This window comes from Allostigmatella hybrida, from assembly GCF_020103775.1.
GTDB classification, from domain to species: domain Bacteria; phylum Myxococcota; class Myxococcia; order Myxococcales; family Myxococcaceae; genus Hyalangium; species Hyalangium aurantiaca.
Map to the genome: position 1 here is coordinate 126322 of NZ_JAHXBH010000009.1, position 25074 is coordinate 151395.

Annotated in this window: 24 protein-coding genes; 16 read left to right on the forward strand and 8 right to left on the reverse strand. The window is 69.2% G+C overall.

The genetic code is table 11. The annotated features are described in order from the left end of the window. Window positions 1-27 precede the first annotated feature (27 nt). Window positions 28-1275, reverse strand: a complete 1248-nt coding sequence (locus KY661_RS17295) for an ArsB/NhaD family transporter (protein WP_225411242.1) — start codon at window positions 1273-1275, stop codon at window positions 28-30. 67 nt (window positions 1276-1342) lie between these two features. Here KY661_RS17295 and rtcA point away from each other — a divergent pair, with 67 nt between their 5' ends. Beyond that, window positions 1343-2419, forward strand: coding sequence for an RNA 3'-terminal phosphate cyclase (gene rtcA / locus KY661_RS17300; protein ID WP_225411243.1), 1077 nt, complete (start codon window positions 1343-1345; stop codon window positions 2417-2419). Window positions 2420-2434: 15 nt separating this feature from the next. Here rtcA and KY661_RS17305 read toward each other — a convergent pair whose 3' ends face one another. Then, window positions 2435-2770 (reverse strand): hypothetical protein, encoded by a 336-nt coding sequence (locus KY661_RS17305; RefSeq protein WP_225411244.1) that lies wholly within the window; start codon window positions 2768-2770, stop codon window positions 2435-2437. Between the two features lie 120 nt (window positions 2771-2890). On the opposite strand from KY661_RS17305, the gene sppA reads away from it, so the two are divergent. Beyond that, window positions 2891-4609: a signal peptide peptidase SppA gene (gene sppA / locus KY661_RS17310; protein WP_225411245.1), complete on the forward strand. Its 1719-nt coding sequence runs from the start codon at window positions 2891-2893 to the stop codon at window positions 4607-4609. Here sppA and KY661_RS17315 read toward each other — a convergent pair. Beyond that, entirely contained in the window at window positions 4606-5862 is a 1257-nt protein-coding gene (locus tag KY661_RS17315; protein ID WP_225411246.1) for an isochorismate synthase, read from the reverse strand. The two genes, sppA and KY661_RS17315, sit on opposite strands and share 4 nt — an antisense overlap. A gap of 322 nt (window positions 5863-6184) precedes the next feature. On the opposite strand from KY661_RS17315, the gene ubiE reads away from it, so the two are divergent. The 12 genes from ubiE (at window position 6185) to KY661_RS17375 (ending at window position 15383) form a co-directional block, all read left to right on the forward strand. Then, complete coding sequence (ubiE, locus tag KY661_RS17320; protein WP_225411247.1) at window positions 6185-6862, forward strand: bifunctional demethylmenaquinone methyltransferase/2-methoxy-6-polyprenyl-1,4-benzoquinol methylase UbiE; 678 nt, start codon at window positions 6185-6187, stop codon at window positions 6860-6862. Between the two features lie 17 nt (window positions 6863-6879). Next, window positions 6880-7488, forward strand: a complete 609-nt coding sequence (locus tag KY661_RS17325; protein ID WP_225411248.1) for a hypothetical protein — start codon at window positions 6880-6882, stop codon at window positions 7486-7488. A 163-nt stretch (window positions 7489-7651) separates the two neighbouring features. Beyond that, complete coding sequence (gene apbC, locus KY661_RS17330; protein WP_075005418.1) at window positions 7652-8740, forward strand: iron-sulfur cluster carrier protein ApbC; 1089 nt, start codon at window positions 7652-7654, stop codon at window positions 8738-8740. Between the two features lie 24 nt (window positions 8741-8764). Next, on the forward strand, window positions 8765-9262 hold the full coding sequence (locus KY661_RS17335) for a hypothetical protein (protein WP_225411249.1): 498 nt from the start codon (window positions 8765-8767) through the stop codon (window positions 9260-9262). A gap of 2 nt (window positions 9263-9264) precedes the next feature. Then, a complete protein-coding gene (locus KY661_RS17340; RefSeq protein ID WP_225411250.1) occupies window positions 9265-9666 on the forward strand; it encodes a hypothetical protein in 402 nt (133 codons plus the stop codon). A gap of 60 nt (window positions 9667-9726) precedes the next feature. Next, the gene (locus KY661_RS17345; RefSeq protein WP_225411251.1) at window positions 9727-10578 is read left to right on the forward strand and encodes a 3-hydroxyacyl-CoA dehydrogenase family protein; all 852 of its coding nucleotides are present in this window, start codon (window positions 9727-9729) and stop codon (window positions 10576-10578) included. A 34-nt stretch (window positions 10579-10612) separates the two neighbouring features. Continuing rightward, window positions 10613-11389, forward strand: coding sequence for an enoyl-CoA hydratase-related protein (locus KY661_RS17350; protein WP_225411252.1), 777 nt, complete (start codon window positions 10613-10615; stop codon window positions 11387-11389). A gap of 120 nt (window positions 11390-11509) precedes the next feature. Beyond that, entirely contained in the window at window positions 11510-12652 is a 1143-nt protein-coding gene (locus KY661_RS17355) for an acyl-CoA dehydrogenase (protein WP_225411253.1), read from the forward strand. A gap of 2 nt (window positions 12653-12654) precedes the next feature. Continuing rightward, the gene (locus KY661_RS17360; RefSeq protein WP_225411254.1) at window positions 12655-13092 is read left to right on the forward strand and encodes an AgmX/PglI C-terminal domain-containing protein; all 438 of its coding nucleotides are present in this window, start codon (window positions 12655-12657) and stop codon (window positions 13090-13092) included. 9 nt (window positions 13093-13101) lie between these two features. Next, window positions 13102-14247 (forward strand): acyl-CoA dehydrogenase family protein, encoded by a 1146-nt coding sequence (locus tag KY661_RS17365; protein WP_225411255.1) that lies wholly within the window; start codon window positions 13102-13104, stop codon window positions 14245-14247. A 39-nt stretch (window positions 14248-14286) separates the two neighbouring features. Then, window positions 14287-15006: an immunity 52 family protein gene (locus KY661_RS17370; RefSeq protein ID WP_225411256.1), complete on the forward strand. Its 720-nt coding sequence runs from the start codon at window positions 14287-14289 to the stop codon at window positions 15004-15006. A 5-nt stretch (window positions 15007-15011) separates the two neighbouring features. Further along, window positions 15012-15383: a DUF3703 domain-containing protein gene (locus KY661_RS17375; RefSeq protein ID WP_225411257.1), complete on the forward strand. Its 372-nt coding sequence runs from the start codon at window positions 15012-15014 to the stop codon at window positions 15381-15383. Here KY661_RS17375 and KY661_RS17380 read toward each other — a convergent pair. The 3 genes from KY661_RS17380 to KY661_RS17390 are packed head-to-tail and all read right to left on the reverse strand — an operon-like array spanning window position 15358 to window position 18406. Then, on the reverse strand, window positions 15358-16182 hold the full coding sequence (locus tag KY661_RS17380; RefSeq protein WP_225411258.1) for a carbohydrate ABC transporter permease: 825 nt from the start codon (window positions 16180-16182) through the stop codon (window positions 15358-15360). The two genes, KY661_RS17375 and KY661_RS17380, sit on opposite strands and share 26 nt — an antisense overlap. 3 nt (window positions 16183-16185) lie before the next feature. Next, complete coding sequence (locus KY661_RS17385) at window positions 16186-17130, reverse strand: carbohydrate ABC transporter permease (protein WP_225411259.1); 945 nt, start codon at window positions 17128-17130, stop codon at window positions 16186-16188. A gap of 10 nt (window positions 17131-17140) precedes the next feature. Further along, window positions 17141-18406: an ABC transporter substrate-binding protein gene (locus KY661_RS17390; protein ID WP_225411260.1), complete on the reverse strand. Its 1266-nt coding sequence runs from the start codon at window positions 18404-18406 to the stop codon at window positions 17141-17143. Window positions 18407-18730: 324 nt separating this feature from the next. On the opposite strand from KY661_RS17390, the gene KY661_RS17395 reads away from it, so the two are divergent. Beyond that, a complete protein-coding gene (locus KY661_RS17395; protein ID WP_225411261.1) occupies window positions 18731-20146 on the forward strand; it encodes a carbohydrate porin in 1416 nt (471 codons plus the stop codon). Window positions 20147-20524: 378 nt separating this feature from the next. After that, on the forward strand, window positions 20525-22240 hold the full coding sequence (locus tag KY661_RS17400) for a 30S ribosomal protein S1 (protein ID WP_075005431.1): 1716 nt from the start codon (window positions 20525-20527) through the stop codon (window positions 22238-22240). Between the two features lie 81 nt (window positions 22241-22321). On the opposite strand, the gene KY661_RS17405 is transcribed toward KY661_RS17400, so the two are convergent. Both KY661_RS17405 and KY661_RS17410 read right to left on the reverse strand, forming a co-directional pair. Further along, the gene (locus KY661_RS17405; RefSeq protein ID WP_225411262.1) at window positions 22322-23374 is read right to left on the reverse strand and encodes a hypothetical protein; all 1053 of its coding nucleotides are present in this window, start codon (window positions 23372-23374) and stop codon (window positions 22322-22324) included. A 9-nt stretch (window positions 23375-23383) separates the two neighbouring features. Beyond that, entirely contained in the window at window positions 23384-24799 is a 1416-nt protein-coding gene (locus KY661_RS17410; RefSeq protein WP_225411263.1) for a cytochrome C, read from the reverse strand. Between the last annotated feature and the right edge of the window lie 275 nt (window positions 24800-25074).

Consider the following 25074-nt stretch of genomic DNA (forward strand, 5'->3'; position numbering starts at 1 on the left):
CCTCGGGATGCCTCCCCGGCGCCTTCCTCAGAACAGCGCGTGCTCCGCCAGCAGCACCGCCAGGCCCACGGCGAAGCTCAAGAGCGTCACCGGCACGCCGATGCGCAGGTAGCCCATGAAGGACATCTTCACCCGGCCGCGCGCCGCCTCGAAGACGATGAGGTTGGCCACGCTGCCCACCAGCGTGAGGTTGCCAGCCAGCGTGGAGCCCAGCGCCAGCACGTGCCAGCCCAGCTCCACGTTCTGCAGCGTGGGCACCCACGTGCGCGCCAGCATCACGAAGGGCACGTTGCTGAACAGGTTCGAGGCCACCAGCGTCAGCGCCGCGAACCCCAACGTCTCGCGCCACGGGGGGCCCGCCATCAGCGGGGCGAACAGCTCGCGGATCTCCCCGGCCCAGCCGTGCTTGTTCACCCCGTAGACGACGACGAACAGGCTGGCGAAGAACACCAGCAGCACGTAGTCCACCCGCTCCAGCGCCGCGCGCGGCTCGCGGCGCGCCAGCGCCATCACCAGCACCGCCCCCGCCAGGGCGCTCCAGCTCATGGGGAACCCCGCGAAGAAGGCCACCACCACCCCCGCCAGCACCCCCAGCGTCACCCCCATCAGCGGCCGGTCCACCGCTGGGGGCGGAGGTTGAGGGTCAAAGCGCCGGGAGGGCAGCTCCTTGCGGAACAGGTACAGCAGCACCGCGATGACGATGGCGGTGGAGAGCAGCGCCGGCAGGGCCATGTACGCGGCGAAGCTCGCGTAGGACAGCCCCGAGGCCCCCTGGATGAGCATGTTCTGGGGGTTGCCGGTGAAGGTGGCCACCGAGCCGCTGTTGGAGCCCATGCACACCGCCAGCAGGTAGGGCACGGGCGGCAACCGGGCGTCGTCCACCACCACCAGCACCAGGGGCGTGAGCATCAAGCACACGGTGTCATTGACGAGGAAGGCGGACAGGAAGGCGCTGATGGCCGTCACCGCCACCAGGAGCAACCGGGGCGTGTGCGCCAGCCGCACCGTGTACGCGCCGCACGCGCGGAAGAAGGACGCCTGGGCCAGGTACTCCGCCAGCAGCATCATCCCCAGCAGCAGGATGAGGGTGTCGAAGTCCACCGCGTGACGGGACGGGTCGTCACTGTGGTTGAAGACCTCCGCGGGGGTGACGGCGCCCAGCACCACCATGAGCACCGCGCCGAGCAGCGCGCCCCCGGGGCGATCCAGCTTGAGCCCGGGCAGGCGTGCCCCGGCGATGAAGACGTAGGTGAAAAGGAAGATCGCGAGCGCCACGAAGCCGGACGGTAGCCCAGAGGCTTCTGCTACGCTGTAAATCCCACGTGGTGTCACAGGGAGCGTCATGACCGGCCCCAGCAGGTCCGGAGAAGACTGGGTGCTGCTGGACGGGAGCGGGGGAGAGGCGGGAGGTCAGCTCCTGCGCTCGGCCCTGTCCTTGTCACTCATCACCGGCCGTCCATTCCACCTCACCGGCCTGCGGGAGCAGCAGGATCCCCGGGGCCTGCGCCCCCACCACCTGGCGTGCGTGCGCGGGGCCGAGGCCATCAGCGAGAGCACCAGCGAGGGGGCCGCCGTGGGCGCCTCGGAGCTGCGCTTCACGCCGGGGCCCGTGCGGCCCGGGGACTACATCCTGGAGGCAGGCACCGCCGGGGGAACGCCCCTCGTCTTTCAGTGCCTCTTCTTCCCGCTGGCGCTCGCGGGGGGCGGGCGGCTCACCCTGCGCGGGGGCACGCACGTGGCGCATGGGCCCAGCTACCCCTACCTGAGCAGCGTGTGGATGCCGGCAATGCACGCCTATGGGCTGGGCGCCTCGCTGAGCCTCACCCATGCCGGCTTCTATCCGGAAGGGGGCGGCGAGTTCCAGGCGGAGGTGCTCGCCCCCGAGCCGCCCCCGGTGCTCGTGGAGCTGCCCTCGCGGGGCACGCTGCACGACATCGCCGTGAGCACCTACGTGGGGGGACTGCCCTTTGCCCTCGCCGACCGGCAGTCCCGCGCCGCCGAGGCCGCGCTGCGGGAGCGGGGGCTCTACTGCCACACGAAGAACCGGCCCTTGCCCGTCACGCGCTCGGCCGGCAGCGCCACCTTCATCCTGGCGCAGTTCGAGAACACCTTCGCCGGCTTCGAGGCCCTGGGCGAGCGGGGCCAGTCCCCGGAGGAGGTGGGGCGTGAGGCGGCCGGGCGGATGACGCGCTTCATGGAATCCGGCGGTGCCATCGACGAGCACCTGGGCGATCAGCTCCTGCTGCCCGCGGCGCTGCTGGCCTCGGGCCGGCTCGGGCCCGTCACGCCGGGCACCACCCGCTTCACCACCGCGCGCGTCACCGAGCACCTCCAGGCGCAGGTACGGGCCGTGGAGCACTTCCTGCCCGTGCGCGTGGAGGTGGAGCCAGGCGGCGAGGTGTTCATCCGGCCCGCCTGAGCGGACCGCCGGGCCTTAGGACTCGTCTTCGGCCTGGCGCGAGTTGCCGAAGGTGTTCGCCCCGGCGATCTCGTGCGAGGTGTTGCGGTAGGCCTTCCACGCGAAGGGGACCGCGGCCAGCAGCACCAGCGCCCCCAGTCCGAGGGCCGCCCAGGGCACGGGCGTCTCTTCGATCTGGATGTCGCGGTTGTAGGAGTTGATGTTGCCGCCGAGCTCGCGGACCTTGTTGGCCTCCCGCTGCTCCTTCGTCATCTCGGGCGGGGGCTGGTACTCGGTCACGGGACGGCCCGCGAGCGCGGCCCCGCCAAAGAGCAGGGCGGACACAATCATGAGCTGAGAAAGCGGACGCATGGGCGCCAGCCTACCACGTTCGCCCCCATGAAAAGTTCCAGGCGGCCCACCAGGGGCCACGCCCCCTGCTCAAACCCTGCTTGCGTCCCCGCCAGCCGTCCATTACGCGCCAGCACACCTATGGTGCGACTTGTCTTCGTGGCCCTCGCCAACCTGTTCTTGCTCGCACGGACCCTGCTCGGGCTGCCGTTCCGCCTGCTGGCGTCCCGGCACCGCCCCGCCTATGTGCGCTTCCGCCTCTCGGGGGACTTGCCCTACCGCGAGCGGCGCCGCAACCGGTGGCGCTGGGGCCTGAGGAACGCCGCGCCCGAGCCCGCCACGGTCTCCTCGCTGGAGGCCTTTCGGGAAGCCCTGGGCTTGCTGGCGAAGGACCCCCGGGTGAAGGGCATCCTGCTGGAGCTGGAGGGGCTCGCCGTGCCGTCCGCCAAGAAGGACGCGCTGGTGGAGCAGCTCCTGGCCTTCCGCGCCGCGGGCAAGCGGGTGGTGGGCTGGGCCGTCAGCGTGGACAACCTGGGCTTCCAGGTGCTGTGCGCGGCGGACGAGGTGCTGCTGGCGCCCGCGGGCCGGGTGGACCTGGTGGGCTACGCGGCGGAGGCCACGGCGCTGGGCGAGGGCCTGGCGCGCGTGGGCATCCAGGCGCACTTCATCCGGCGCGGGGCCTACAAGACGGCGCCGGAGCTCTTCACCCACGGGGAGATCTCCGACATCCAGCGGCAGACGCTGGAGACGTTCCTGGACGAGCGGTACGCGGAGCTGGTCCAGGCGGTGGCCACCGGGCGCAAGCGCTCCCCCGAGGAAGCCCAGGCGCTGATCGACGGGGGGCCCTACAGCGCCCAGCGCGCGGTGACCGCGGGGCTGGTGGACGCGCTGTGCACCGAGGCGGAGCTGCCGGCGCGGCTGAATCCACAGCCTGCTGGGAAGAAGGACGCGGACGCGGACGAGGAGCCCCTGGAGTCCATGGAGAGCTGGCTGGGGGCGGTGCCGTTCCCGCCGGTGAAGTGGCGGCCGGTGAGGCGCCGGCCCCGGCTGGGCCTCATCTCGCTGTCGGGGATGATCGTCCCCGGCAAGGGCTCCAGCAACCCGCTGGGCCCCAAGACGGCGGGCTCGGACGCGGTGGTGAAGGCGGTGCGCGCGGCGGGGCGGGACAAGCGCGCCAAGGCGGTGGTGCTCTACATCAACAGCCCCGGGGGCTCGGCGCTGGCCTCGGAGCTCATCCTGGAGGCCATCCAGCGCGTGGCGCGCAAGAAGCCGGTGATTGCCTACGTGGATCAGGTGGCCGCCAGCGGCGGGTACATGGCGGCGCTGGGGGCGCAGGAGATCTGGTCCTCCCCGCACGCGGTGGTGGGCTCCATCGGCGTCTTCGCGGGCAAGTTCGAGGCCTCCGGGCTGCTGGAGCACCTGGGCATCCACCGCACGCTGCTCACCCGGGGACAGAACGCGGGCATCTTCTCCGTCTCGCGCGGCTTCACCCCCCACGAGCGGGCCTCGATGGAGGCGGAGGTGGAGGAGACGTACCAGGCGTTCCTGGGCCACGTGGCCAAGGCCCGCGGCCGGACGAAGGAGGAGATCCACGAGCGCGGCGAGGGGCGGGTCTACTCGGGCACGCGCGGGCTGGCCGCGGGACTGGTGGACCGCCTGGGCAGCTTCGAGGACGTCTGCCGGCATGCGCTGGAGCGGGCCGGGGTGAAGACGGAGCACTTCGAGCTGGCCTTCTATGGCGGCGCCGAGCGCCGGGCCTCCCTCCTGCAGTTGCTCCTGAGCGGGGCGCGCACCCAGCTCTACGCCTTCTGCCCGGCGGCCTGGTCCCTCACGGGGGAGACGGAGCGGGGAGGGCCTTAGCCCTCCGAGCCCCCGAGGGCCCGCGCCATCGTGAGGCTCTTCAGCTCGGTCTCCCGCCACTCCGCCTCGGCCTTGGAGCCCGCGACGATGCCCGCGCCGACGAAGAGCCGGGCCTGGGCGCCCTTCACACGCGCCGAGCGCAGCGCCACCATCTGATGGGCCCGGCCCGGGCCCACCCAGCCCACGGGCGCGGCGTACCAGCCCCGGTCCAGCCCCTCGTGCTCGAGCAGGAAGGACATCGCCACGGCGCTGGGAGTGCCGCCCACGGCGGGGGTGGGGTGCATCGCCGCCACCAGCTCGGCCACCCCCACGCCCTCGCGCAGCGAGGCCCGGATGCCGGTGCGCAGGTGCACCATGCCGCGCAGGGTCAGCAGCAGGGGCGCCGCATCCGCGTCGATGTGCTCGGCCAGGGGGCGGAGCACCTCCAGGATGTAGCGCACCACCGCCTCGTGCTCGCGCCGCTCCTTGTCCCGCCCCACCAGCTCCAGGGCCTGCGCGGCCGGCGCGGTCCCCGCGAGCGCCTCCGTGCGCAGTTCCCGGCCCTCCACCCGGCACAGCGTCTCCGGGGTGGCGCCCAGGAAGGCGGTGTCATCCGGGGCGCGGAACAGGAAGGTGGCGCACCGGGGGTTCTGCTCGCGCAGCCGGGCCAGCACTTCCACCTGGTCGAAGGGGCGCTCGCCCTCGATTTCCACCGCCCGGGCCAGAACCACCTTCTGGAAATACCCGCTGGCGATGGCCTCCGTGGCCCGCTCCACGCTCTGCTCGAAGGCGGAGCGGCCAGCGGACACGCGCAGCGCCTGGGGCTCGCTCCGCACGGAGAGGGGGCCTGCCGGAAACTTCGACCCGAGGCCCACCAGCATCGACCGGACCTTGTCCTCCGCGCCGGGCCCCTGGGGGACGAAGACGGCCGCGGCCAGCCGGTCCCCCTCGCGCCACACCAGCCGCTCCGGCAGGGTCCAGCGCCCGAAGCCAAACGCCCCCCAGCCCGCATCCGTGGCCTCCGCCGCGAAGCGCCTGCCCCCGAACCAGGGCCCAGGCAGGCAAGCAGGCGCCTGGTCCAACCAGCGCACCGTGCTGGCGGAGGACAGCCGCTGGAGAATCTCCTGGGCCTCCTGGGCACTGTGGGCCTCCAGGGCCCCGGCCTCGCCCCAGCCCGCCACCACCTCTTGGGCGGGGGGGTAATCCCAGTAGACTGAGGGCTCGCCCAGCAGCTCGGCCCCGGCCAACGGGTCCACCGCGGCCAGGTAGCGCATGCCACCGACCCAGGATTCCTGCTCAGCCCGTAAGGGCGATGCCGCGGATGCGCTTCCAGGAGATGCTCCGGCCACTGCGGCTCCTAGCCTCGCCTGGGGCCGAGCCCCGCTGAGCGGCGAGATGCGATGTATAAGCCTTGTTTGTTTCAAGGCTGTGTACACCCCCCGCCGAGGGGGCGCGGGAAGGCTTCAGCTTCGCCTGGGCCGGGCGCCGAGTAAAGACTCCCCGCCCCCGGCCACCGGGGTGATACCCTCCCCGCCGATGAACTCCCCAACCCGCCCTGTGCCGCCGCAGCCGTCTGACATCAACGGTTCCGGGAGGATGTTCGACCAGATCGCCCCCCGCTACGACTTGCTCAACCGGATGATGTCCCTGGGCATCGACCAGCGCTGGCGCCGCAAGACGGTGAAGGCCCTGGCGCTGAAGCCGGGCTACCGGGTGCTGGACCTGGCCACCGGGACGGGCGACCTGGCGCTGAAGGTGCTGAAGTACCACCCGGACGGGACGGTGGTGGGCCTGGACCCTTCCGAGGGCATGATGGAGATCGGCCGGAAGAAGGTGGCCGAGCAGGGGCTGTCCGCCCAGTGCGAGCTGAAGCGGGGCGATGCCCAGGCGCTGCCCTTCGAGGACAACAGCTTCGACGGCATCTGCATGGCGTTCGGCATCCGCAACGTCCCCGACCGGCCCAAGGCCCTGCGGGAGATGGCGCGCGTGACGCGCCCGGGCGGCCGCATCGCCATCCTGGAGCTGTCCGAGCCCCAGGGCGGGCTGCTGGGCCCCCTGCTGCGCTTTCAGATCCGCACGGTCGTCCCCTGGCTGGGCGCCAAGCTCTCCGGCTCCGGCGAGTACCGCTACCTCCAGGAGTCCATCGCCGCCTTCCCCCAGCCGGAGGCCTTCGCGGACATCATGCGCGAGGCGGGCCTGGAGGTGCTCCAGGTGCACAAGCTGACCCTGGGCGTGTGCTGCCTGTTCGTGGCCCAGCCGCGCGCGAAGCCGTGAAGACCCCGGGGGGCACCATGACGTTCCGTCACCCGCTCCTAGGGCTCCTGGCCCTGGCCTTCACCGGGTGCGTCACCGCGCCCCGGGGCCCCGAGCGCACTGCGGAGGCCTACGCGAAGGCGCTGGAGGACAACCGCCTGCCCCAGGCCTATGCCCTCACCACCGGCCTGCCCGAGGGGGAGGCGGCCTTCCGCGGCCGCTATGCGGACCCGGCCGCGCGCCGGGAGCGGGCCGCCGCGGTGCGCGCGGGCCTTCCGCTGCTGGAGGGCCATGCGCCGGCGCTGCGGCTGGAGCGCCGGGAGTCCACCTGGCGCGTGGAGGAGACGCTGCCCACGGACGAGGTGAAGGCCACCCTGGCCCGCTTCCTCAACGCGGCCGAAGGCACGGACTGGGAGAAGGCCTGGAGCCTGCTGAGCGCGCCGCTGCGCGCGCGCTACACCCCGGACCGCCTGCGCGAGGACTTCCAGCGCGAGCCCCTGGCCCGGGAGCGCCTGCGCCGCGCCCGGCTGGCGCTCAAGGGCGAGGTGAAGGTGCAGGGCACCGAGGCCACGCTGCCGCTGGGGGCGGAGCGCGCGGTGCGGCTGGTGTTGGAGGGCGAGGAGTACCGGGTCGCCGCCATCGAGTAACCGGGAAAACCCGGGCAAGGCGTGCGGACGAGCGTCGGCCCGGCCCGTGCGCGGGGAGGGCGGCGGCGTTAAACGTCGTTGACAGGCCCCGAGGGGGCCGACCATCCTCCGCGCCCCTCCCGTCACGCAACTGCGCGATTTCCAAAAGGTTTCAGGTGTACCGATGAGCGTTTCCGAGCGCGATGTCCTCGCGGCGATGTCCAAGGTGATCGATCCCGAGCTGCACGTGGATCTGGTGAAGGCGGGGATGGTCAAGGACATCCGCATCAGCGGCGACGCGGTGAAGCTGAAGATCGAGCTGACGACGCCCGCCTGTCCCATGAAGGGGAAGATCCAGGCGGACACGGAGGCGGCGCTCAAGGCGGTGCCGGGGCTGAAGTCCTTCGAGCTGGAGTGGGGCGCCCAGGTGCGCGCCACGGGCGGCGCGGGGCAGGGCCCGGGCCAGGCGCTGCTGCCGGGCGTGAAGAACATCATCCTGGTGGGCGCGGGCAAGGGTGGGGTGGGCAAGAGCACCGTGGCGGTGAACCTGGCGGTGGGCCTGGCCAAGCACGGCGCCAAGGTGGGCCTGCTGGACGCGGACTTCTACGGCCCGTCCGTGCCGATGATGACGGGCATCACCGAGAAGCCGGTGAGCCCGGATGGCAAGACGCTCACCCCCATGAACAAGCATGGGCTGAAGGTCATGTCCATTGGCTTCCTGGTGGAGCCGGACCAGGCGCTCATCTGGCGCGGCCCCATGCTGCACGGAGCGCTGATGCAGCTCGTGCGGGACGTGAACTGGGGCGAGCTGGACTACCTGGTGCTGGACTTGCCGCCGGGCACGGGCGACGTGGCGCTGTCGCTCTCCCAGTCGGTGCGGGCCGCCGGCGCGGTGCTGGTGACGACGCCGCAGGACGTGGCGCTGGCCGACGTGGTGCGCGCCAAGAGCATGTTCGACAAGGTGCACATCCCGGTGCTTGGAATCGTCGAGAACATGAGCCAGTTCATCTGCCCGAACTGCTCCCACGCGACGAACATCTTCCACCGGGGCGGCGGCCGCAAGGCGGCGGAGATGTTCCAGATCCCGTTCCTGGGCGAGGTGCCGCTGGAGCTGAAGGTGCGCGAGGCCGGGGACGCGGGGCTGCCCGTGGTGGCCGGTGCCCCGGACAGCCGCGAGGCCCAGGCCTTCCTGGAGATTGCCCGCAACGTGGCCGGCCGCGTCTCCGCGCAGAGCGTGCGCTCGATTCCACTGCCGGTGATGCAGGCGCGCTAATGTCCTGAGCAACCGAGGTGCCCCATGCCGGGTGACAGAGATGAGTTTCCGCCGGATCCGCTGGATGACATGCACCACCCCGATCGCGAGGGCCGGCCCGGCTTCGTGCCGGAGTTCGTGCGCAAGGCCGCCGTCGCCGGGCTGGGTGCCATCTTCATGACGGAGGAGGGCATCCGGGGCCTCGCCGGGCAGCTCAAGCTGCCCAAGGAAATGCTCGGCCACATCGTCAACCAGGCCGAGAAGACGAAGGACGAGATCGGCCGCGTCGTCTCCGAGGAGGTCCGCCGCTTCCTCCAGTCGGAGAAGCTGCGCGAGGAGTTCATCAAGCTCCTGTCGGGGATGACCCTGGAGGTGAAGGCGCAGATCCGCCTCCTGCCCCCGGACGAGAAGTCCCTGGAGACGAAGGACGCCTCCGGCGAGCCCGCCGCCCCGGCGCAGGCGGCCCCCGCCCCCGTGCCCAAGGTGGTCGTCTCGGAGATCAACACGCGGCGCGGCGGCAAGCGGACCCCGAAGAAGGAGTGAGGGTGGAACCCGACGCCAAGCCCGCCCGGGGACGCCACCCGCTCTTGCGGCGCCTGCCGCTCCTGGCGCTCGTGGGCGTGGGCCTGTGGCTGTGGCGGGCCACCGAGACGCCCGAGCACTCCCTGGTCTGGCGGCTCGACGGCGCAGGTTGGAGCGCAGTGCGGGGGCTGGAGTTTCAAGTGACCGGGCCGGACGGGCAGACCCTCAAGCGCGAGGAGCACTTCTTCCCGGCGGCCCCGCCCTCGGAGGTGACGGTGAAGGTGGACCTGCCCGAGGGCTCCTACCGGGCGCTCATCTTCGTGAAGGAGCCAGGACAGCCGGCCCGGCCCCCACTTGTAGAGGGGCTGACGATTGGCGAGGAGCCCTACATCCTGAAGACGCTGCGCCTGCCCGCGAGCCGTTGACCGGCCGGGGGGTGGCGGCTATAGGCGCCAGACTCTCTTTTGACCGGGAAATCGAACGCCATGGCAACCACCCAGCACATCGTCGTCGTCGGGGCAGGGCAGATGGGGGCGGGCATCGCGCAGGTCGCGCTGCAAACGGGGCTGCGCGTCACGCTGGTGGACGTCTCCGAGGACGGACTGGCCAAGGGCGCGAGCCGCATCCGCGCGGGCCTGGCCAAGCTCGTGGAGAAGGGCAAGCTGGACGATGCCCGGCGCAAGGCCGCCGAGGCGAACCTCGCCACCTCCCCGCGCCTCGCCGAGGTGAAGGACGTGGACTTCGCCATCGAGGCCGCCACCGAGAACGAGGAGCTCAAGAAGCGCATCTTCCGGGACCTGGACGCGGTGGTGCGGCCCGGCGGCGTGCTCGCCTCGAACACCTCCTCGATTCCCATCACCCGCATCGCGGCGGTGACGAAGCGGCCCGAGTCCGTCATCGGCATGCACTTCATGAACCCGGTGCCGGTGATGCAGCTCGTGGAGATCATCCGCGGGGCGGCCACCTCGGATGAAACCTACGCCACCACGCGCGCCCTGGCCGAGCAGATGGGCAAGACGACGGTGGTGTCGCGCGACATGCCTGGCTTCATCGTCAACCGCATCCTCATCCCCATGCTGAACGAGGCGTGCTTCGCGCTGATGGAGGGGCTGGGCACGGCGGAGGACATCGACACGGCGATGAAGCTGGGCACCAACCAGCCCATGGGCCCGCTGCAGCTCGCGGACTTCATCGGCCTGGACACGTGCCTGTCCATCGCCGAGGTGCTCCACAAGGGCCTGGGCGATGACAAGTACCGCCCGTGCCCGCTGCTGCGGCAGTACGTGGACGCCGGCTGGTACGGCAAGAAGAGCGGCCGCGGCTTCTACAAGTACTAAGACTTCTTTCCCCCCCTCTTCGAGGAGCTTTCCCATGGCCTACGACAACATCCGGCTGGAGAAGCAGGGCGCCATCGCGACCCTCACGATTGACCGGCCCAAGGCGCTCAACGCGCTCAACACCCAGACGTTCCACGAAATAGAGGCCGCGCTGCTGTCGCTGGGCACGGACACCCGCGTCCTCATCGTCACCGGCGGGGGCGAGAAGGCCTTCGTGGCGGGGGCGGACATCGCCGAGATGGCCACCATCCCCGCGGACAAGGCCCGCGAGTTCTCCGCGTTGGGACAGCGCGTCATGGGCCTCCTGGAGCAGCGGCCCTTTCCCACCATCGCGGCGGTGAACGGCTTCGCGCTGGGCGGCGGCTGCGAGCTGGCCATGGCGTGCGACCTCATCTACGCCTCGGAGAAGGCGAAGCTGGGCGTGCCCGAGTCGACGCTGGGCGTCATCCCCGGCTTCGGCGGCACACAGCGGCTCACCCGGCTGGTGGGGAAGATGCGCGCCAAGGAGCTCATCTTCACGGGCAGTCACGTGACGGCGGCCCAGGCCAAGGAGTACGGGCTGGTGCTGGACGTGCTGCCCCCCGAGAAGCTGATGGAGCACTGCCTGGCGGTGGCGGGCAAGCTCATCAAGAACGGCCCCCTGGCGCTTGCCCAGGCCAAGCGCGTCGTCGAGTTCGGCGCGGACCAGGACCTCCGCTCCGCCAACGAGCTGGAGAGCCAGGGCTTCGGCGTCCTCTTCGGGACCGAGGACCAGCGCGAGGGCATGAAGGCTTTCCTCGAGAAGCGCCCCGCGGCCTTCGCGGGTAAGTAACACCGTTTCCGTTCTCTAATAGGCACGGCAATTCCTCCTCCAGGGCAGGTGCCTGGAGGGGCCGCCATGCCCCCCCGGGCGCCGCGTAGACTGCGGCCGCGCCTTGCCCCCAGGAGTGCCATGAACTTCGAGCTGACCGACATCCAGCGGGAAACCCAGCGGATGTGCCGCGAGTTCGCCGCGCGCGAGCTCATCCCCAACGCCCGGAAGTGGGACGAGACCCACGCGTGGCCCACCGAGGCGGTGAAGAAGCTCGCCGAGCTGTCGCTGCTGGGCGTGGCGGTGCCCGAGCAGCACGGCGGCGCCGGGCTGGACAACGTCTGCTACGCCATCGCCATGGAGGAGATCAGCCGCGGCTGCGCCTCCACCGGCGTCATCATGAGCGTGAACAACTCGCTCTACTGCGATCCGGTGTCCAAGTACGGCACCGAGGAGCAGAAGAAGGAGTTCCTCACCCCGTACGCCAGCGGCGAGAAGCTCGGCTGCTTCGGCCTCACCGAGCCCGAGGCGGGCAGCGACGCGGCGGCCCAGCAGACCGTCGCGGTGCGCAAGGGTGACGAGTACATCATCAACGGCTCGAAGAACTGGATCACCAACGGCCCCAAGGCCGACGCCATCGTGCTGTTCACGATGACGAACAAGGAGGCGGGCAACAAGGGCATCACCGCCTTCATCGTGCCCACGAACACCCCGGGCTTCATCCGGGCCGAGCCCGACAAGAAGATGGGCATCAGCGCGGCGCACTCCTGCTCCATGTTCTTCGAGGACATGCGCGTGCCGGCCAAGTACCTCCTGGGCAAGGAGGGCGAGGGCTTCAAGGTCGCCATGAGCACGCTGGACGGGGGCCGCATCGGCATCGCCGCGCAGGCGCTGGGCATCGCCCGGGCGGCCTTCGAGGAGGCGGTGCGCTACTCGGGCGAGCGCAAGACGTTCGGCAAGCCCATCCGGGACCACCAGGCCATCCAGTTCATGCTGGCGGACATGGCCACGGAGATCGACGCGGCGCGCCTGCTGGTGCACCAGGCCGCGGTGCTCAAGGACAAGGGCGTGCGCCACTCGATGGAGAGCGCCATGGCGAAGCTGTACGCCAGCGAGATGGCCAGCCGCGTGGCCAACAAGGCCCTCCAGGTGCACGGCGGCATGGGCTACAGCAAGGAGATGGACGCCGAGCGCCACGTGCGCGACGCGCGCATCACCGAAATCTACGAGGGGACGAGCGAGATCCAGCGCATCGTCATCTCGGCCAACCTGCTGAAGGAGTAGCCATGAGGGGGATTTTCGCCGCGGCGCTGTTGCTGGCCTCCACCGGGGCGCTCGGGCAGGACGAGCCCGGGGAGAGGCCCGCCAAGAGGAAGAAGGCCGCGCCCAAGGCCCGCGAGGTGCTGGATGCGAGCCGGCTGCCGTTCACGCCGGACTCCATCCAGCAGGTGATTGCCTACCACCGGGAGAAGATCCAGGCCTGCTACGAGGACACGCTCGTGGAGCAGGACAAGAAGGTGGAGGGCAAGCTGATGACGTCCTTCACCATCTCCGCGGTGGGCATGGTGAAGAACGCGAAGGTGCTCAAGAAGGGCACCACGCTGAAGGACGCCGGGCTGCACGACTGCGTGGTGGCGGTGCTCACGGCGATGAGCTTCCCCAAGCCGCCGGATGGCCGCGACTACCCCATCGAGTACCCTTTCAACCTCAAGGCCATCGAGTAGGACGCCCCCGTGAACCTCGAGCTGACCGAAACCCAGACGCTCATCCGTGACACCGCCCGCAAGGTGGCCCGCGAGCGCGTGGCCCCCCAGGCCCGCGCCGCCGACCGCGAGGAGCGCTTCTCGCCAGCGCTCTTCAAGGAGCTGGCGGAGCTGGGGCTGATGGGCGTGAACCTGCCCTCGCGCTTCGGCGGCTCCGAGGCGGGGGTGGTGTCCTACTCGCTGGCGGTGATGGAGCTGTCGGCCGCGTGTGCCTCCACCTCCGTGGCCATGGCCGTGACGAACATGTGCGGGGAGCTGATCAACGCCTTCGGCACCGAGGCCCAGAAGGAGAAGTTCCTGCCCCGGCTCACCTCGGGCGAGGCGGTGGTGGGCGCGTTCGCGCTCTCCGAGCCCCATGCGGGCTCGGACCCGGGCGCGCTGCACACCACGGCGGTGCGCCAGGGTGACAGCTGGGTGCTCAACGGCAGCAAGCAGTGGATCACCTCCGGGGCGTACGCGGGGGTGATGGTGGTATGGGCGCGCACCTCGGGCACGGGCAACAAGGGCCTGTCCGCCTTCATCGTCGAGGGCGGGACGAAGGGCCTGCACGTGGGCAAGCACGAGGACAAGATGGGCCTGCGCGGCTCGAACACGGTGGGCCTCACCTTCGAGGACTGCCGGATTCCGGCGGACCAGCTCCTGGGCAAGGAAGGGGAGGGCTTCAAGCTGGCGATGGTGGCGCTGGATGGCGGCCGCATCGGCATTGCCTCCCAGGCGTGCGGCGTGGCGCGGGCCGCGCTGGAGGCCTCGGTGCGGTACACGAAGGACCGCAAGGCCTTCAACCAGCCGGTGAGCGAGTTCCAGGGCCCGCGCTTCATGATGGCGGACATGAAGGTGCAGATCGCCGCAGCGGAGCTGCTGACGTTCCGGGCGGCCGCGCTGAAGGAGCAGGGCAAGCCGTTCACGCGCGAGGCCTCCATGGCGAAGCTGTACGCCAGCGAGATGGCCAACCGCGTGTGCGACAAGGCGGTGCAGCTCCACGGCGGCTACGGCTACATCGACGAGTTCCCGGTGGAGCGCTACTACCGGGACGCGCGCGTGCAGACCATCTACGAGGGCACCAGCGAGGTGCAGCGCATGGTCATCGCCCGGGAGACGTTCAAGCTCTTCAGCTAGCCGACTCCTCGCGGGGCATCTTGGGCCATGCTCCTAGCGATGATCGAAACCTACTACGCGGGTTCCTACTGGCTTGCCCGGCCCGAGCCCGCTGAGGCTTGTGCGCACCGCGCGGAGCGTTTCTTCCACCTCCTGAGGCACTGCGATCCGGCGTGGACCCGCTGGCATCCGCCAGGCCGCTCGTTCGAGGAGGCACGCCAACGCCAGGTCCACACCGACGCCGCGAGTTTCCAGCGGCTGTTCGCGGCGAGGGAACATCAGATCGATGAGGGCTTTTCTTTCGGACTCTGGGCGGGCGGCAGTCCCCAGGAGACATCCACGGTTGATGTGCGCTGCGGGTTTGCGGCCCCCTGGCTTTCGTCCGCCTGCGTGCTCAAGCCCTTCCAGGAAGGGGCTGCCGGTGAGCGGGTCCTGACCGCATCCAGCATGACCCAGGTGTTGCATGCCATGGCCCTGGCCTGGGATCCGGAGTGGGCCATCGCCACGTCCGAGACACACCGGGACAGCGTCACGGAGAGAGCGAAGCCAGGCTCCTTCGTGGGCTGGGGGATGTACTTCTCGCGGCTGCGCGGCACTGTCCCTCCACTGCCTGCCCCCGTGCGCATCGAACCCGTGGAGGACAAGGGCTCGCTCGTCGTCCTCACCCCCGAGCGATTCACCGCCTCCAACCCGGAACACACCGCCCTGGCCGCTCACGTTCACGAACTGCTGGGCCGGGCTGGCCTGCTGAGGCCGTTGCAGCCCTGGCCAGTAGCATGAGGACCATGACGCCTTCACTGCGCGGACACTTCGAGCGGGAGTTCGGCGCTTCCCGGGAGGCCGAGGCGCGCGGGGAGCTGGCCGCCGCGTGGCGGTTCCTGGAGCGGGCGCACATCCTGAGCCAGGCCCATGCGTGGCCGCACCTGAAGGTACACGGGGCCATGTTCGCGTTCGCCTGGCGGCGGCGGGACTGGCGCGAGTGGCTGGGACAATGGCCCCGGCTGCTGCTCGCGGCCCCCGGCTCGTGGACCGGGAGGGCCCCCCGGGGCAACACCGGGGGAGCCAACGTGGGAATCTTCACCCCCATGGCCATTCCCGAGGACCTCCAGGAATGGCTCCGGGAGGCGGCGGCTAACCCTTCACGGCGCCCGCAGTGAGGCCGGAGATGATCTTCCGCTGGAAGATCAGCACCAGCACCACGAGCGGAACGGTGACGATGACGGAGGCGGCCATGATGATGCCCCAGGGCGTCTCGAACGCGCTGCCACCGCTGAACAGGGCGATGGCCACCGGCACCGTGCGGACATCGTCCGACAGGGTGAAGGTGAGCGCGAAGAGGAACTCGTTCCACGCGGAGATGAACGCCAGGAGGCCCGTGGTCGCCATGGCGGGCCCCAGCAGCGGCAGGAACACCTTCGTGACGACCATCCACGGCGTGGCGCCGTCCACGATGGCCGCTTCCTCCAGGTCCTTCGGCAGCTCGCGCATGAACGTGGTGAGCACCCAGATGGTGAAGGGCAGGGTGAGGATGAGGTTCGAGAGGATGAGCGACGGCAGCTTGTTGTAGATGCCCAGCCACCGCACCAGCTCGAACATGCCCGACAGCACGGCGATCTGCGGGAACATGGACACGCCCAGCACCGTGAGCAGCAGCGTGCTACGGCCCCGGAACTGGATGCGCGCCAGCGCGAACGAGGCCGTCAGCCCCAGCAGCAGCGACACCAGCACCACCGCGGTGGCGACGATGACCGAGTTGACGATGTTCTGCCCGAAGGGCTGGGCGGTGAACACCGCCGTGTAGTTGCTCCACTCGGGCTCCTTCGGCCACGGGGAGACCTCGAACAGCTCGCTGCCCGTCTTCAGGGACGAGACGATCGCCCAGTAGAAGGGAAAGAGCGTGTAGACGGCGACCACCAGCAGCAGCAGCCCAAAGGCGATCTTCTTCAGCCAGCCCATGCCCTAGTCTCCCAGCTTCACCCGGCCCACCACCATGTAGAGGGCGGTGAACACGGCGATGATCGCGAACAACAAGGAGGCCGCGGCCGAGCCGACCCCGATCTCCTGGTACTCGAACATGCGCTGCCGCGCGTAGCCCGCCATGGGCATCGTGTCCGTGCCACCGCCGGTGAGCACGAAGAAGATGTCGAAGACGCGCAGCGCATCCAGGATGCGGAAGATGATGGCCACCATCAGCGGCCCCTTCAGCATGGGCAGCGTCACCTGGAAGAAGGCCCGGATGGGCCCCGCCCCGTCGATGCGGGCCGCCTCGTAGACGTCCCCGGGCAGCATCTGCAGCGCCGCCAGGATGAGCAGCGTCATGAACGGCGTCGTCTTCCACACGTCCACGGCCACCACCGCCCCGAAGGCCAGGGAGGGCTCGGCCGTCCACGCCATGGGCTCGGAGATGAGCCCCACGGACATGAAGATGGCGTTCACCACGCCGTAGATGTCGTTGAACATCCAGGCCCACATCCTCGCCGAGACGACGGTGGGGATGGCCCAGGGCACGAGGACCGCGGCGCGCAGCAGGCCGCGGCCCCCGAACTTCGCGTTCAGCGCCAGGGCGATGATCATCCCCAGCACCGTCTCCAGAAAGACCGACACCCCCGCGAACTTGAAGGTGGTGGCCACCGTGGTCCACCAGTCCGGATCGTCCAGGACCTGACGGATGCTGTCCAACCCCACGAACTGCGAGGCGGCCATGTCCGTGAGGTTCGCGTCCGTGAACGAGAACCAGAAGGTCCGCGCCAGCGGCCAGCCCGCCACCAGCAACATCACCACCAGGGTGGGGGCCAGGAACAGCCAGGCGGCGCGGGTGCGCTCGCGCAGCAGGGCGGAGGCGCCTTCCGGCGGTCCGGAAGAGCCCCCTTCGCCAGGAACGATCGGGGTCGCGGGGTGGGCCATTACCGCCTCCTTACCACTTCCCGTTCTTGCCCAGGCTCTTGAGCTTCGTCTCCACGCGCTTCAGGTTGTCGGCCGCCTTACCTTTGCCCGACAGCGTGGAGTAGACCGCGTTGCGGAACTCGGTGCTCACCTGGTTGTACTTGATGCCGGTGATGGTGGGCCGCGGCACCGCGTTCACGAACGTGTCGTAGAGGCTGCCGAAGAAGGGGTTGGCCTTGAGCAGCTCCTCGTCCTTGTAGAGGCTCATGATGGTGGGGTTGAAGGCGCCCACCAGCGCGCGGCGCTTCTGCTCCTCGGGGCCCGTCAGGTACTTCACCAGGTCCACGGCGATCTCCGGGTTCTTGGAGTACTTGGACACCCCGAGCTGCCAGCCGCCCAGCGCGCCCGTGGCCTTGCCGTCCGCGCCGCCCTTGGGCAGCGCCATCACTTCCACCTTGCCCTTGATCTGGCTGTCCTTGGAGTTCGCCAGCGCCCAGGCGTACGGCCAGTTGCGCATGAACACCGCGTTGCCGGACTGGAACGCGCCGCGCGCGCCCTCTTCCTCGTAGGCCAGCACACCCTTGGGCACCACGTTGCCCACCAGCGAGGCCATGAAGTCAACGGCCTGCACCGCCTTCGGGTTGTTGATGGTGACCTGGCCGCTGGCGTCCACAATCGTCCCGCCGCCGAAGGAGTCCACCCACTCCAGCGCGTTGCACGTCAGGCCCTCGTACGACTTGCCCTGGAACACGAAGCCCACGAGCTTGTCGTTGCCCCCCTTCTTCTCCGCGTCCACGATGGTCTTGGCCGACTGCGCCAGCTCCTGCCACGTGGTGGGCGGCTTCTGCCCGTGCTTCTCCAGCAGGTCCTTGCGGTAGTAGAGCAGGCCCGCCTCGGTGAACCAGGGCATCGCCACCAGCTTGCCGTTCACCGTGTTGTTCTTCACGATGGGCTGGAAGTGCTGCTTGAGCACGTCCTCGGGGAAGTGCGGCTTCAGGTCGATGAAGTGGTTGGCCACGATGCCCGGCCAGATGATGTCGATGCGCACCACGTCCAGGTCCGTGGAGCCCGCCGCCAAGAGCTGCTGGAACTGCGCGAGCTGCTGCCCGGCGTCCGTCGGCACGCTCATGATCTGCACCGTGTGCCCGCTCTTCTTCGCCCAGGCCTGAGCCCCCTGGGTGCAGAGCTCCTGCTCCTGGCCCACGCTGCCACAGGCAATGACGATCTTCTCCGCCTGCGCCAGCTCCGGGGTGATGAGTGCCGCCGCGGCCACAAGCCCTGCCAGTACCTTTTTCATACGTGTTTCCTCCAAGGAAACGCTCCGCCCCTGGAGCGTCGAGAACGCGTTCACACGGGCTGGGCAAACCTTGACGCGCGAGGTCAACGTTTTGCTGAGCAATCTTTGACGCGAGAGGTCAAGAACGCTCGCAGCGGCCCACCCCATGGGGCGTGCAACCCGTATCACGATTTATCCATGATCAAGAGACTTGAATAGAACAACTATCAAGTTCTATGAGGAGGCCCGCTTTGGCCGGCCCACCGAGGAAGGGAGAGGTCTCCCTCCGGTCTCACTCCTCACATCTCGACTTTTGTTGTCTGCCACACGTTTGGGGGCTGCATCGTGCTTTCTTCCCGAAGACTGCGTTCTTGCGTCACCTCGTTCATCTCCGCCGCGACCCTCCTGGCAGTGCCCACCACCGCTTCGGCGTGGATTGGCTCTGAGAACCTGGAGATCGGCATGTACGGCCGCATCGGCGCCTCCTGGAATCCCCAGACGGGCCGGTACGTACACGGCAAGTCCCTGAACCTCCTCGGCAACCCCCTGGGTGGCCGCTTCGAGGAAGGCGACTACATGGAGCCGACGATCAAGCTGCACATCGTCAAGCCCGTGGTGGAGGAGCCCACCAAGCCCTGGTACCAGGTGGTGGTCACCCCCGCCTTCTACTCGAGCACGGGCTCGTTCCTGGGCGCCTCGCCCCCGGGCTTCTCCATCTCGCAGGCGTACCTGGAGGCGGGCAACGTGCTCACCCCGGACCTGACGATGTGGGTGGGCCAGCGCTTCTACCGCAGCACCGACGTGCACATCGCCGATATCTTCTTCTTCAACCAGCTGGTCTCGCAGGGCGCGGGCGTGAAGTACAAGGGCCTGGACCTGGCGGTGCTGCTGCAGACCTCCCAGGCGCCCGGCCTCTACAGCGTGCCGGCGGGCCCGGAGACGGGCAACATGCGCATCGACCGTCAGCGCACGGTGTTCGTCGGCCAGTACGTGCTGCCGGTGGCCGAGAAGCACTCGCTGAACTTCCTGGCCGAGTTCCACCTGCTGCCCTCCAGCAAGTCCCTGCTCACCGATGAGGGCACCACGGTGCAGGAGGCCGACATCGGCTACGTGGGCGGCGTGAAGGGCCGCCTGGACCTGGGCAACGGCAGCTTCAACGAGCTGTCGGTGCGCGTCGGCGGCGGCATCGCCAACGGCGCCTTCAGCGCCTCGCCCACCTTCGCCACCTTCGGCCGTGCCAACGAGGACGGCAAGTACAGCGGCGCGATGGGCATCGAGGCGGTGGAGCACCTGCTCATCAACGTGAACCCGATGCTCACCCTGAATGCCTACGGCATCCTCGAGTACAGCAAGGGCGCCGATGACGGGGACCGGGCGTCGGCCACCACCGCCATCAACAACGGCACGAACTTCGCGGTGGGCGTGCGCAGCTTCCTGTACCTGACCGACAACTTCCACCTCATCAACGAGGCGACGTTCCAGGGCTTCAAGGCGGAACTGCCCGAGGGCGTGGAAGACCCGGGCATGCCCACGGCCTTCCGCTTCTCCATCGTCCCCACGCTCGTGCCCTCCGGCCTGCGCTCGGCCTGGGCCCGCCCGCACATCCGCCTCATCTACTCGCTGGCCGTCTACAACCAGGCCGAGGTGGACCTCTACACGGACCGCGGCACCCTTGGCCTGCCCGTGTCGCCGTACCTCAACGACTTCGGCGCCAAGAAGTTCGGCCACTTCGTGGGCACCCGCGCCGAGTGGTGGTTCTAGCCACTCGCCTCGCTTCCGGGAGGGCAAGCAGCCGTCCTCCCTGGAAAGTTCCGCCCCCCGGGCAGCTTGCACGGGGGAGCAGGCGTTCCTAGAACTCAAGGGGCTTGTGAAGTGTGAGCCGGGAAACGCGTCCGGTTCGCCAGGCAGGGCCCCCGGCAGTGCTTCAGCCCCCCCCAGACGGCCCCGGGCGGGTGTTTTCCGCAGGTCTGTAGGACTTTCGCGTGCTCGCTTGACTGCCGGAATCACCGGCGTCTAGGGTGCGCGGCTTCTTTTTTTCAGTCCCCGAGGTGGGGACACACGTGGCCTCCGTCGCGCCCCGCGGCTGGCCCACGTGAATCAACAGGGGCTGCTGTACCCGTTTCAAAGGACTTCCCATTCATGCAGCAGAACGTGAACCAGCAGATTGGACCGGAGGCAGGCGACGAGGATTTTGCCGCGATGTTCGAGGCGTCGCTCAAGGAGCGCGGTGGTGACGGCATCCTCAAGGAGGGTGAGATCGTCAAGGGCACCGTCGTTCAGGTGACGAAGGACTACGCGATCGTCGACATCGGCTACAAGTCCGAGGGCCAGGTTCCGATCTCCGAGTTCACCAGCCCCCGCGGCGAGATCACCGTCAAGTCCGGTGACGCCGTCGAGGTCCTCCTGGAGAGCCGCGAGAACGACACCGGCATGGTCGTCCTCTCCAAGGAGAAGGCCGACAAGATGCGCATCTGGGACGAGATCAGCGCCGCGTGCGAGCGCGATGAGATCGTCAAGGGCACCATCGTGGGCCGCGTCAAGGGAGGCCTCTCCGTCGACATCGGCGTGAAGGCGTTCCTGCCCGGCAGCCAGGTGGACATCCGCCCTGTGCGCAACCTTGACCAGTACATCTCGAAAGAGTTCGAGTTCAAGGTCATCAAGTTCAACAAGAAGCGCGGCAACATCGTCCTCTCCCGCCGCGTGCTCCTCGAGAAGCAGCGCGAGGAGATGAAGAAGGAGACCCTCAAGAACCTCAAGGAGGGTGCGGTCCTCAAGGGCGTGGTCAAGAACCTCACCGACTACGGCGCCTTCATCGACCTGGGCGGCATCGACGGCCTGCTGCACATCACCGACATGTCCTGGGGCCGCATCGGCCACCCGTCGGAGATGTTCAACGTGGGTGACGAGGTTCGCGTCGTCGTCCTCAAGTTCGACCCGGCGCAGGAGCGCGTCAGCCTCGGCCTCAAGCAGATCCAGGAGGACCCGTGGCACCGCGCCGACGAGAAGTACCCGGTCGGCACCCGCGTGCGCGGCAAGGTCGTCTCCATCACGGACTACGGCGCCTTCATCGAGATCGAGCAGGGCGTCGAGGGCCTGGTGCACGTGTCCGAGATGTCCTGGACCAAGCGCCTCAAGCACCCCTCCAAGATCCTGGAGGTCGGCCAGGAGGTGGAGGCCGTCGTCCTGGACATCGATCCGAAGGCCAAGCGCATCGCGCTGGGCATGAAGCAGATCGAGCAGAACCCCTGGACGCTGCTCGAGGACAAGTACCCGATCGGCTCCGTCATCAAGGGTCAGATCCGCAACGTCACCGACTTCGGCATCTTCGTCGGCGTCGAGGAGGGCGTGGACGGCCTGGTGCACGTGTCCGACATCTCGTGGACCCAGCGCATCAAGCACCCGGGTGAGCTCTACAAGAAGGGCGACGAGGTCGAGGCGGTGGTGCTCAACATCGACGTCGAGAACGAGCGCTTCAGCCTAGGCATCAAGCAGCTCCAGCCGGATCCCTGGGAGACGCTCTCCGAGCGCACCCCCGTGGGCAGCCGCGTGAAGGGCAAGGTCACCAAGGTCACCGACTTCGGCGCGTTCGTGGAGATCGAGCCGGGCATCGAGGGTCTGGTGCACGTGTCCGAGCTGCGCGAGGAGCGCGTGGAGAACCCCCGCGACGTCGTGCAGGAGGCTCAGGAGGTTGATGTGAAGATCATCGACATCAACACCCAGGACCGGAAGGTGGCGCTCTCCATCAAGGCGCTCATCGGCGAGGGCTCGGATGACTACCGCGAGTACCTGCGCAAGCAGGCCGAGGGCAGCAAGGCGCGCCTCGGCGACGTGATGGCGAGCAAGCTGAAGAAGTAAGCAGCCTGCTTCCCCGAGCCTCTCCCTCGCGGGAGAGGCCCTGGCGGCCGGGTCCCTTTCGGGGCCCGGCCGTTTGCGTTTCTACTTCATGCCGTCGATCCACGCCTGGATGAGCGCCTTGCCCTCCAGGTCCACGGCGCGCGAGGCCGTGGGGGGCATCTGCTCCACCGTGCCGCGGATGGTCATCCGGTGGTGCACGCAGCTCTGCTCCGCGTTGCCCGGATCGATGCGCAGGTTGACCCCCGGCGTGACGAACTTCTCCACCGGCACGTTGACCGCCGTGCGGTAGGTGCCCGTGTCCGCCACGGCCTTGTCCTTCACGGACAGCCGCAGGTCGAACACGTTGTTGAACTCGATGCCCTGGGGGTGGTGGCAGTTGCCGCAGTTGGAGTGGAGGTAGCCGAGCGCCGCGGCCTCCACGCTGTTGCCCGGCGCGGTGAAGCGCTCCGTGGGGTTCACCGTGAGCCGGCCCTCCGCGGCGAGCGTGCCCAGCGTCACCCCCGTCCCGTCATGGTCGAGCTGGAGCGCGCTGAAGCCCAGCGCCTGCTCGGGCAGGTACGAGTGGCAGCTCTTGCAGTCCTTGGCGGCGGGGATGGAGTGCTGCGTGCCCAGCGGGTTCACGGCCCCGTAGCGCACGTAGTCCGCGTCCGAGCCGTCCGCACGCCACGCATAGGCGCCCAGGATGAAGTCCTCGGGGCCCGAGCCGTGGCGGGCGATGAAGCGCGTCTCCACGAGCTTGCCGTCGACGATGAACTCCTTCCACAGGCGCGCGCCCACCGGGAGCACCCAGTGGTCCATGTCGCTCGTGTCGATGTGACACCCGTCCGGCAGCTGCACGAAGCGGCGCTTCTGCGCCGAGTCGGACCAGAGCGGGTAGCGCGGGGTGAACTCGCGCACGCCCGGCGCGAGCGTCCGGGCGGCGAAGTCCTGGTACAGCCCCGTGTCCGACAGGGTGGCCGGCACCCCCGCCTCCAGCCCCGTCCGCAGGCCCGCGCAGGGGACCTTCGACTCCACGGGCGGTGCGGGGGGCTTCTCCTCATCCGAGGAGCAGGCCGTGAGGGGGAGCGCTGCCAGAAGGCCGGTGAGGCACAGCGCCCGGGAGGGCTTGAGGGAGGAAGGGATGCCGGTTTTCATCGGTGGTCCTTAGATGCCGCTCACCGCGCAGGTGGACGAGGCCGGGGGGGCCTCACACTTGCCGGCCGTGCAGACCTGGCAGGCACCACATTCGGTGTCCTGCGCGCAGGCGCTGCCCACGCACTGGTTGATGCCCTGGCCCGGCGTGGAGCTCATGTTGCACGTCCCGCCGTGGTTGGCGCAGTCCGCGTCCGCCATGCAGAAGTACGTGGGCGCCTGCGGCTGCTTGTCGGCGGCCCCCGTGAGGCGCGTCTGGGTCTTCAGGTAGAAGTAGACGGCCTCCAGGTCGCTATCGAGCATCTTCGCGTAGGCCTCGGCCGCGGAGTACATCGGGAAGGCCAGATCCCTCCGGGGCTCGGGGCCCGCCACCTTCTTGGTGGTCATGATGTCGCGGAAGGCCTCGTAGGTGTCCGGCAGGCGGCTGTGGGTGGCCCCCAGCAGGTTGGCGCCCAGCGTGCGCGAGTAGCCCGTCATGGCGTTGAGCCCGGGGGGCACGTCGAACACGCGGCCACCGGTGAGGTAGCCCGCCGTGGTGATCTTCCCGAAGTCCGGGTTCGGGCCCGGGGCGTAGTTGCGGTCCGGGTTGGTGTGGCAGCTGTTGCACTCGGCCACCATGACCAGGTAGCTGCCGCGCCCGTACTTCTCGCGGTCCGCGGCGCTGAAGCCCGCCAGGGCGGGGGGATCCGCCAGCGGCTGCACGGCGAGCCCGCGCGTGGCGTGGCCCGGGTAATCCCCCGCTTCGGACGGCAGCGGCCGGGAGACGGCCCCGTCGACGAAGTTGGAGGGGAAGGGGATGGGGCGCGCGGCGCCGGCGGGGCCCTTGATGTCCGCGGGCACCGCGTTCTTCACGGCCGGCACCTTGGTGAAGAAGGCGTACATGGCCTTCAGGTCCTCGGTGGACATCCAGCGGTAGCCCACCCAGGGCATGACGATCAGCGCCTCGGCGTCATCCTCGCTGAGGTAGTCCCGGCCCGTGCGCATGGTGTCGATGAACTGCTCCTCGGTCAGCCGCATGCCGACGTCCGGATCCGAGGTCAGGTTGCGCGCGTAGACGACCGCGCCCGGCCCGATGGGGTAGGGCGTTCCGCCACCCATGTACTGCGGGGGGCCGTTGGCGGAGTTGTAGTTGTGGCATCCGCTGCACTCGCCCACCGCGTTGACCAGGTAGCTGCCGCGGCCAATGCGCTCCTTCTCGGCCACGGACATGCCGCTCACGTCGAGCGGGAACCCCAGAATTTCCAGGCCTTTCTTCGCGGATTCCGAGAGCGTCTGCTCCGGGGGCGGGGGCGGCACCACGGGATCCTCGTCGTCGCAGGCCGCGGAGCCCAGCAGCGCTCCGGCCAGGGACAGGGTAGCGCCCAGGCGCCTCCACCCACCCCAGGACCCAGGGACCGGCAAGGCGGTCCGGTGGTTCTTCGGCTTCATCACAGTCACAGTGCTTTCTCCTCAGGGGGGACAGGAACATCCCCACCCGGGACGATAGACGTGCCCCCTGTCCCACTCAATGAACCCCGTGGAAAAGGGGAGAGACGGGGAGAGTCCGCCTCCAGGCGGCCAGGCGGGGGGCGGTGGAATGACACATGTGACGCAGGGCGCCGGCCGTTATCCAACAGGAAAACGGCCCGGCGCCGCTGGGTGGCTCCTGCTCCCTTGACCCTCTCCAGGGGGGCGGGGATAAGGGCCCAGCCGTTCATTCCGCC